The 6,000-nt window shown below is 72.1% G+C and carries 3 protein-coding genes; 2 read left to right on the top strand and 1 reads right to left on the bottom strand.

What is annotated here, in order from left to right:
- A partial coding sequence (locus CCL05_RS26610; protein WP_086563023.1) for a lytic transglycosylase domain-containing protein occupies positions 1–866 on the bottom strand: 866 nt, incomplete at its 3' end.
- A 323-nt stretch (positions 867–1,189) separates the two neighbouring features.
- Between CCL05_RS26610 and CCL05_RS26605 the strand changes: the two genes are divergently transcribed.
- On the top strand, positions 1,190–1,462 hold the full coding sequence (locus tag CCL05_RS26605) for a hypothetical protein (protein WP_086563021.1): 273 nt from the start codon (positions 1,190–1,192) through the stop codon (positions 1,460–1,462).
- On the top strand, positions 1,459–5,955 hold the full coding sequence (locus CCL05_RS26600) for a hypothetical protein (RefSeq protein WP_086563020.1): 4,497 nt from the start codon (positions 1,459–1,461) through the stop codon (positions 5,953–5,955). Before CCL05_RS26605 ends, CCL05_RS26600 begins: the two co-directional genes overlap by 4 nt.
- The last annotated feature ends 45 nt before the right edge of the window (positions 5,956–6,000 follow it).

Raw genomic sequence — 6,000 nt, 5'->3', positions numbered from 1 at the left:
GGGGCCGGGGAGGCAGGGGTCACAGGAGTGCGAGACGGCGGAGCACTCGGCCGGGCGGACGGAGTCGGCGAGGCCTCCGTCGGCTCCGCAGAGGACCGCGCCGACTCAGGTCGGGCGGAGGAGGCCTCGGCGGAAAGCCCGGCGAACGGCCCGGCGGAGCCGTCCGGCACCACCCGGTGCCCTTCCAGGAAGTACGCGTACCAGGCCCTGACCGTGCGCAGATAGGCCGCCGAGTGGTTGTAGCCGAGGATCGCGCGGTCCAGCTGGGCGGGAACGGACAGGTCCCGGCCACCGGCACACAGATACCGTCCGGCGGCGAGTGCCGCGTCGAAGACGTTGTTCGGATCCGTACGTCCGTCGCCGTTGCCGTCCGCGCCCCAGCGGGCCCAGGTCGACGGGATGAACTGCATCGGCCCGACCGCGCGGTCGTACGCTGTGTCCCCGTCGTGGGCGCCGCCGTCGGTGTCCCGTACCAGCGCGAAGGCCACGCCGTCCAGCCGCGGCCCGAGGATCGGCGCCACGGTCGTACCGTCCGACGCCACCCTGCCGCCGCGCGCCTGCCCCGACTCCACCTGCCCGATCGCCGCCAGCAGCTGCCAGCGCAGCCGACAGCCGGGCACCTCACGCGCGAGCCGGTCCTCGGCCCGCCGATAGGCGGCGAACACGCTCGCAGGCAGCGCGCCGCCCACCTCCTCCTCCACCTGGCCGCCCGCGTGCTTCCGGGTCCGCAGCGGCGGAAGCTCGGTCCGGTACGGCGCGTCGCCGGAGACGCTCGGCCCGTCCTCGGCGAGTGCCTGACCGCCCGCCGGCGCGGCTGCCCGCGCCGGGACGGCCCCCGGCGCCTGCGACGCGGTCAGCACCGCCATCGCCGCCACTGCGACCGCCGTACCTCTGACGCGTTTGCCCCTGTGCCCTGCCACGTCCTGCTCTCCCCTCCCTGTGAGCTTTCTGTCGTCTGCTCTACGGGGGAGGGCGGCGGGTCCGTCGCGGGGTCTTGCGCATGCTTCAGCGGCGACCCCTGCACTCGATCACGCCACGTGGACTCTTCACGTAGCTGACGGGGCACCCGGCCGCGCTGCCCGTGTGCGGGGTGCCGGCCCGTTCGCTTCGTTACGATCGTCCTCGGGGTCGCCGCCGTACGGGAGGGCATGGGCAGATGAACCAGAGACTGGGTGCTGCCACATCGGCCGTGCTGGGGATCGTCGTCGGTGTTCTGACCAACCTGGTCACCTCAGGTCCCACGGTGCCGCTCGTCGTGGGGTTTGTCGCGGCTGCGGTGCTCTGGGTCGCGCTGACCGTGCTCCACCAGCCCGGCTCGTCGTCGCCCCCGGCGCCGACGGCGCAGACACACGGGGCCAACAGCCCCATCATCAACGCCGACAACAACAGCGGCACCATCGGCATCAACACCCCTCCGCACATCACCGAAGAACCTGAAGCCGACGGCAACACGACGTCATGAGAAGGCTGTTCGGGACGGGCGGCACCTCGCTCAGCACGTCCGGGGCCTACTCCCCGATCATCCATGCCCCGAACAACAACGCGCCCATCACCGTGAACAACGGCGTACAGCCGTACCGGCTGGCGGACGCCCCGCAGGCGTTCCGCGCGTACGTCGACGCGTTGACCCCGACCTATTACGAACACAACCCGCTGGTCGAGGAGTTCCACCGGTTCCTGGGCCGGCGGGACCGCGGGTACTTCGCGGTGGAGGCCGAGCCGGGCATGGGCAAGTCGGCTTTCGCGGCATGGGTGGAGGGGCGCCAGGAGACGGACGCCGCGCACTTCGTGCAGAAGGGGGCCGGGGCGGAGCGGACCGCGACGGCCGTGCGCAGCCTGGGCGCCCAGCTCATCACCGCCTGGCGGCTGGAGGATCTGGCTCCCGACGGGTTGCTGTCCGGCGGCAGTGGAGAGCCCGAGTGGCTGGCCCTCGTCATCGAGAAGGCTGCGTCGCGGCGGGACGAGCTGCAGCCGGGGCGGCCGATCGTGATCGTCGTCGACGCCCTGGACGCCGTCGACGAATACCCTGCGCTGGAGCTGCCGTTCGGGCTGCCGCGGCACCTCCCGAACGGGGTGTACGCGGTCGTCACCGCACGCACCGGACGGTTGAGGAACACCCCGGCGGACCAGACGCATCGCGTCACGCTCCCGCCGGACGCTCCGGGCAATCTGGAGGCGCTGGACGGGTTTCTGCGCACCCGCTCGCGGGAGGACACGCACCTGGCCCGCGCCCTGGACCGGTACGGCGTCGGTGAAGGCACCTTCGCCGCGCAGGTCCTGGAACACAGCAGGGGCTCCTGGGTCTACGCCCACTACGTCCTGAAGTCCATCGGTGAGGAACCGCAGACGGTCCGCCGCCTTCCCGATCTGCCCGTCGGCCTGGACGGGTACTACGAGGAACGCGTCCTGCCGCTGTGTCTCGGCCCGGACCGGCAACCGGACGAGCGGCGGATCGCACTGCTCGCCGCTCTCGGCGCGGCCGCCGAGCCCGTGGACGGCCCCACCCTCTGCTCGCTGGCCGGGACGGACGAGCCGTCTTTGGTGGACACCCTGATGCGGGACGGGCTGCGGCCGTTCTGCACGGTCGTCACGCCCGAGGACGACCCGGACGGGCCGCCTCGTTACACGCCCCACCACCCCAGTCTCCGCGAGTACCTGTCGGGTTCGTCCGATGCGGCCCTCAGGCGGGCCACCCGCGGGGCCCACGCCCGCATCTGCGACCGGTATCTGACGGCGTGGGGCGGGCTGGACTCGGGGCTCGACGCGCTGGCGAGCCACCCGGAACTCGCCGATGCGGACGCCGGATATCCCGTACGGCAGATGGTGTCCCACCTGCTGGCGGCGGGCCGGGAACCGGAGGTCCACCGGCTGCTCGCGGTGAGCCGGCGCGGGAGGAATCTCTGGTACGCGGTGCACGAGCGGGCCGGAGGCATCGGCGCCTATCTGCGGGACATCGAGCTGGCGGAGGCGGCGGCCGGTGAGCTCGGCACGCGGCTGCGCTACCGCCTCATCCGGGCGAGCGTGACCTCCGCGGTCACAGCCCTGCCGCCCGGGCTGGTGAGGCAGATGGTCACGCGCGGCTTGTGGACGGCGGAGCAGGCGTTTCACCGTGTCGAGCGCATGGGGGACCCCACTCTTCAGGCGCGGGCGCTGCAGCTGCTCGTACCGGATCTGCCGAAGCGGCTGCATCCAAAGGCGCTCGCGCTCGCCGCCGCGTACGGGGACGAGGATCGCGCCCCTGTGCTGGAGGAGATCATTCCGTTGCTGGACGACGGGCTGATCGCGGCCGCCGTCGAGCCGGTCCTCGCCACCGACAGCGGTCTGCCGCTGCCCGGGCCACTGGTCGCGCTGGCCGCCCGGCTGCCGCACGCCGAGCTGAGGGGTCTGGCCCATCACCCGCTGCTGGCGGACAAGCACGGCAACAAGGCCTACGTACGAGCCACTGCCGCCCTGTTCCTGCATCCGGACCGGGTCGCCGGGGCCCGGAAGGCGCTGCGGATTCTGCGCTCGGTGAAGTATGTGCCGCACCCGGACCAGCTGATCGCCCTGCTCACGCCCATGCCTGCCGACGAGACGTTCGACGACGTGCTCACCCTGCTCGAGGACAGGCAGCAGAGGCTGGGCCACGGCGCGATGTCCACGCCGGGCGCCCACGGGTCCGCGGACCGCGTCGAGCGCCTGTTGTCCGTGCTGAACGCCGGCGCGGACATGACGGTGGCCGCCTTCGTGCTCCACCGGGCGGCAGGCCTCGACTTCAGCAGGCCCCGTGCGTCCGACCTGCTCGACATGGCGCTCGGGCTCAGGCTGGAGCAAATAGGCCCGGGCCTGTTGTACTACGCGCTCGTCGATCGGCTGTCGACCACCGCGGTGCGTGAGTGGCTGAGCGCGCTGTTCCCCCCGGAGGGAAAGCCAGGGCGCCGACTGTTCACGGAATGCCGGCACGTCCTGCTCGGTGCCCTGCTCCGGCGACTGCCGCCCGAGGAGGCCCGCACCTACGCCGAGGCGGAGATGCGGGCCGTCCCGGAGATCCCGTCGTCCTGGGAGTCCAGGGCGCACCTGGTGGCGTACCTGTCCCCCGAATCTCGCCGCCGCTACGTGGAGGAGGTCAGCGGCAGGTGGGGAAGGTACGGCGGCCCTGTGGGCAACGCCCTGCACTGGCAGACCCTCGACCTGATCGGTCCGCATCTGGGCGAGGAGGAGCTCGGCATCGTGCTGGAAGGGGTGAGCACGGAAGACGCATGGGAGTCGCGCGCCCGACTGACAGCCCTCGACGCGCTCGCCCCTTGTCTGCCCGACCACATGCTGCCGCAAGCAGTCGCCGACAGCACCCACCGCTCCGTCCGCGGACAGGCCGAGGCTCTCTCCTCCCTGGCCGAGCTGGCACGGCTTCTCCCCCCGGAGCGGCGGAGGCCCATTGAGGAGCGGAGTCTGGCGTTCGTGCGGGACGTCCTGGCGCCGCCGACCCAGGCCGATGGGGTGGCGGAGCTGGCTCCCGCTCTGTCGGCGGACGCCGCCGTGAACGCGCTGGCGATCCTGGAGTCCGCGCCGGACACCCCGCCGCTGTGGATGAGCACCCGGGGGGTATGGGAGTGGGATACCGCACAGTCGTCGGACGCCTCCGCGAGCGCGCGGATGGTCGCGCGGCCGGTGTACGAGCTCGGTGGCGGTGCGCGGGCGGTCGAGGCGCTCAGCGCGGTGCTGCCCGATGAGGCTCTGCCGCGGGCGTGGGCGGTCGCCGTACGCGGCGCGGAGGACGGCCCCGCACAAGTCGCTCTCTGGGCATGCCGGCTCGTTTCGCGTCTGTTCTCCGCGGGGTGGGGAGGACTCCTCGACGACGTACTCCCCGAAGCTGCCGAACACATACCACTGGCCGGCGAGAACGACGTCGCGCACTTTCTCCGTTTCGCGGACCTGGCTTCGGTGGAGCAGGTCCGGCGTGCGAGGGATGCCCTGCTCGCCCGCCGCGACAGCCCGCCCCGCCGGGCTGAAGCCCTCGCGTATCTGAGCCGTCGTCTCCCCGGAGCCGAGAAGCGCTCCCTGGCAGGGGTGGTGCTGGACATGCTGGCGAACACGCGGCGGGCCCATCAGAGCGCCGACACATGGCATCGCTGGATCGATCCACGTGCCCTGGGGCACCTGTACCGGGCCGGGGCCACCACAGCGGCGACCGAGGCACTGCGTGAACTGCTCTCTCCGGACGTCGCAGGGTACGTACTCAAAAAGTTCGGCCCCCCGCTGCCGGCACCGGTCGTCGAGGAAGCCCTGGCCATGGCCCTCGCGGACGACTCCGGCTTCAACAGGGCGCACATACTCGGGGCCCTCGCCCCCAGCCTTGACGAGAACCAGATCCGAACCGTCCTCCGGGACGTCGTGGACGCCGAATCGGTCGACCATGACCACCTCCAACTGCTCACCGCACTCGCCCAGCGGCTCGAACACGGCGGCGCGGACTCCCTCTTACCAGCGGTGATTCAGCACGCCTGGCGGGCCGGAGAAGCGGAACTCGCGAGCGGCGCGGACGCCGTTCGCACCTTCGTTCCCCTGCTGCGCCGACTCGACGCCGCCAGGTGCCGGGTCCTGGTGGAACAGGTCATCGACCGCCACACGCCCGATACGTCCACCTCCTGGAAGCCCGAATCCGACTTCGAGTCCTGCGTCGCGGTCCTGGAACCCGAGGAACTCGCCCACCTCTACGACCGCGTCACCCGGGCCCGTAACCCCGCCTCCCGGGCCGCCGCCCAAGCCACGCTCCTGCGCCGGCTGGGGGACGAATGGCCTGGTGCCGACTTCCCCGGCGCCACTGATCTGCCGTCCACCTGGCCCGCCGACATCGACCGGCCCACGCTGTGCCGGCTGCTCGCCGCGTCGGCGTGGTGGATACGGCGGCAGCGTGGCGGCGAGGCAGTCGAGGACGTGGCCGGGGCCCTGCTCGACGTGTGCACCTGGTGGCCGTGAACTCGCGCCCGGCCTGAGGCCCTTTCCAGGGCAGGTCGCAGGCAG

Origin of the sequence: Streptomyces africanus (genome assembly GCF_002150735.1) — a bacterium.
Taxonomy (GTDB): domain Bacteria; phylum Actinomycetota; class Actinomycetes; order Streptomycetales; family Streptomycetaceae; genus Streptomyces; species Streptomyces africanus.
The sequence above is the reverse complement of the archived record's forward strand: the minus strand, read 5'-3'. Positions and strand labels throughout refer to the sequence as shown.

Coding starts and splice junctions, on each gene's coding strand:
- CCL05_RS26600 (WP_086563020.1), top strand. CDS start 1,459: ATGAGAAGGCTGTTCGGGACGGGCGGCACCTCGCTCAGCACGTCCGGG.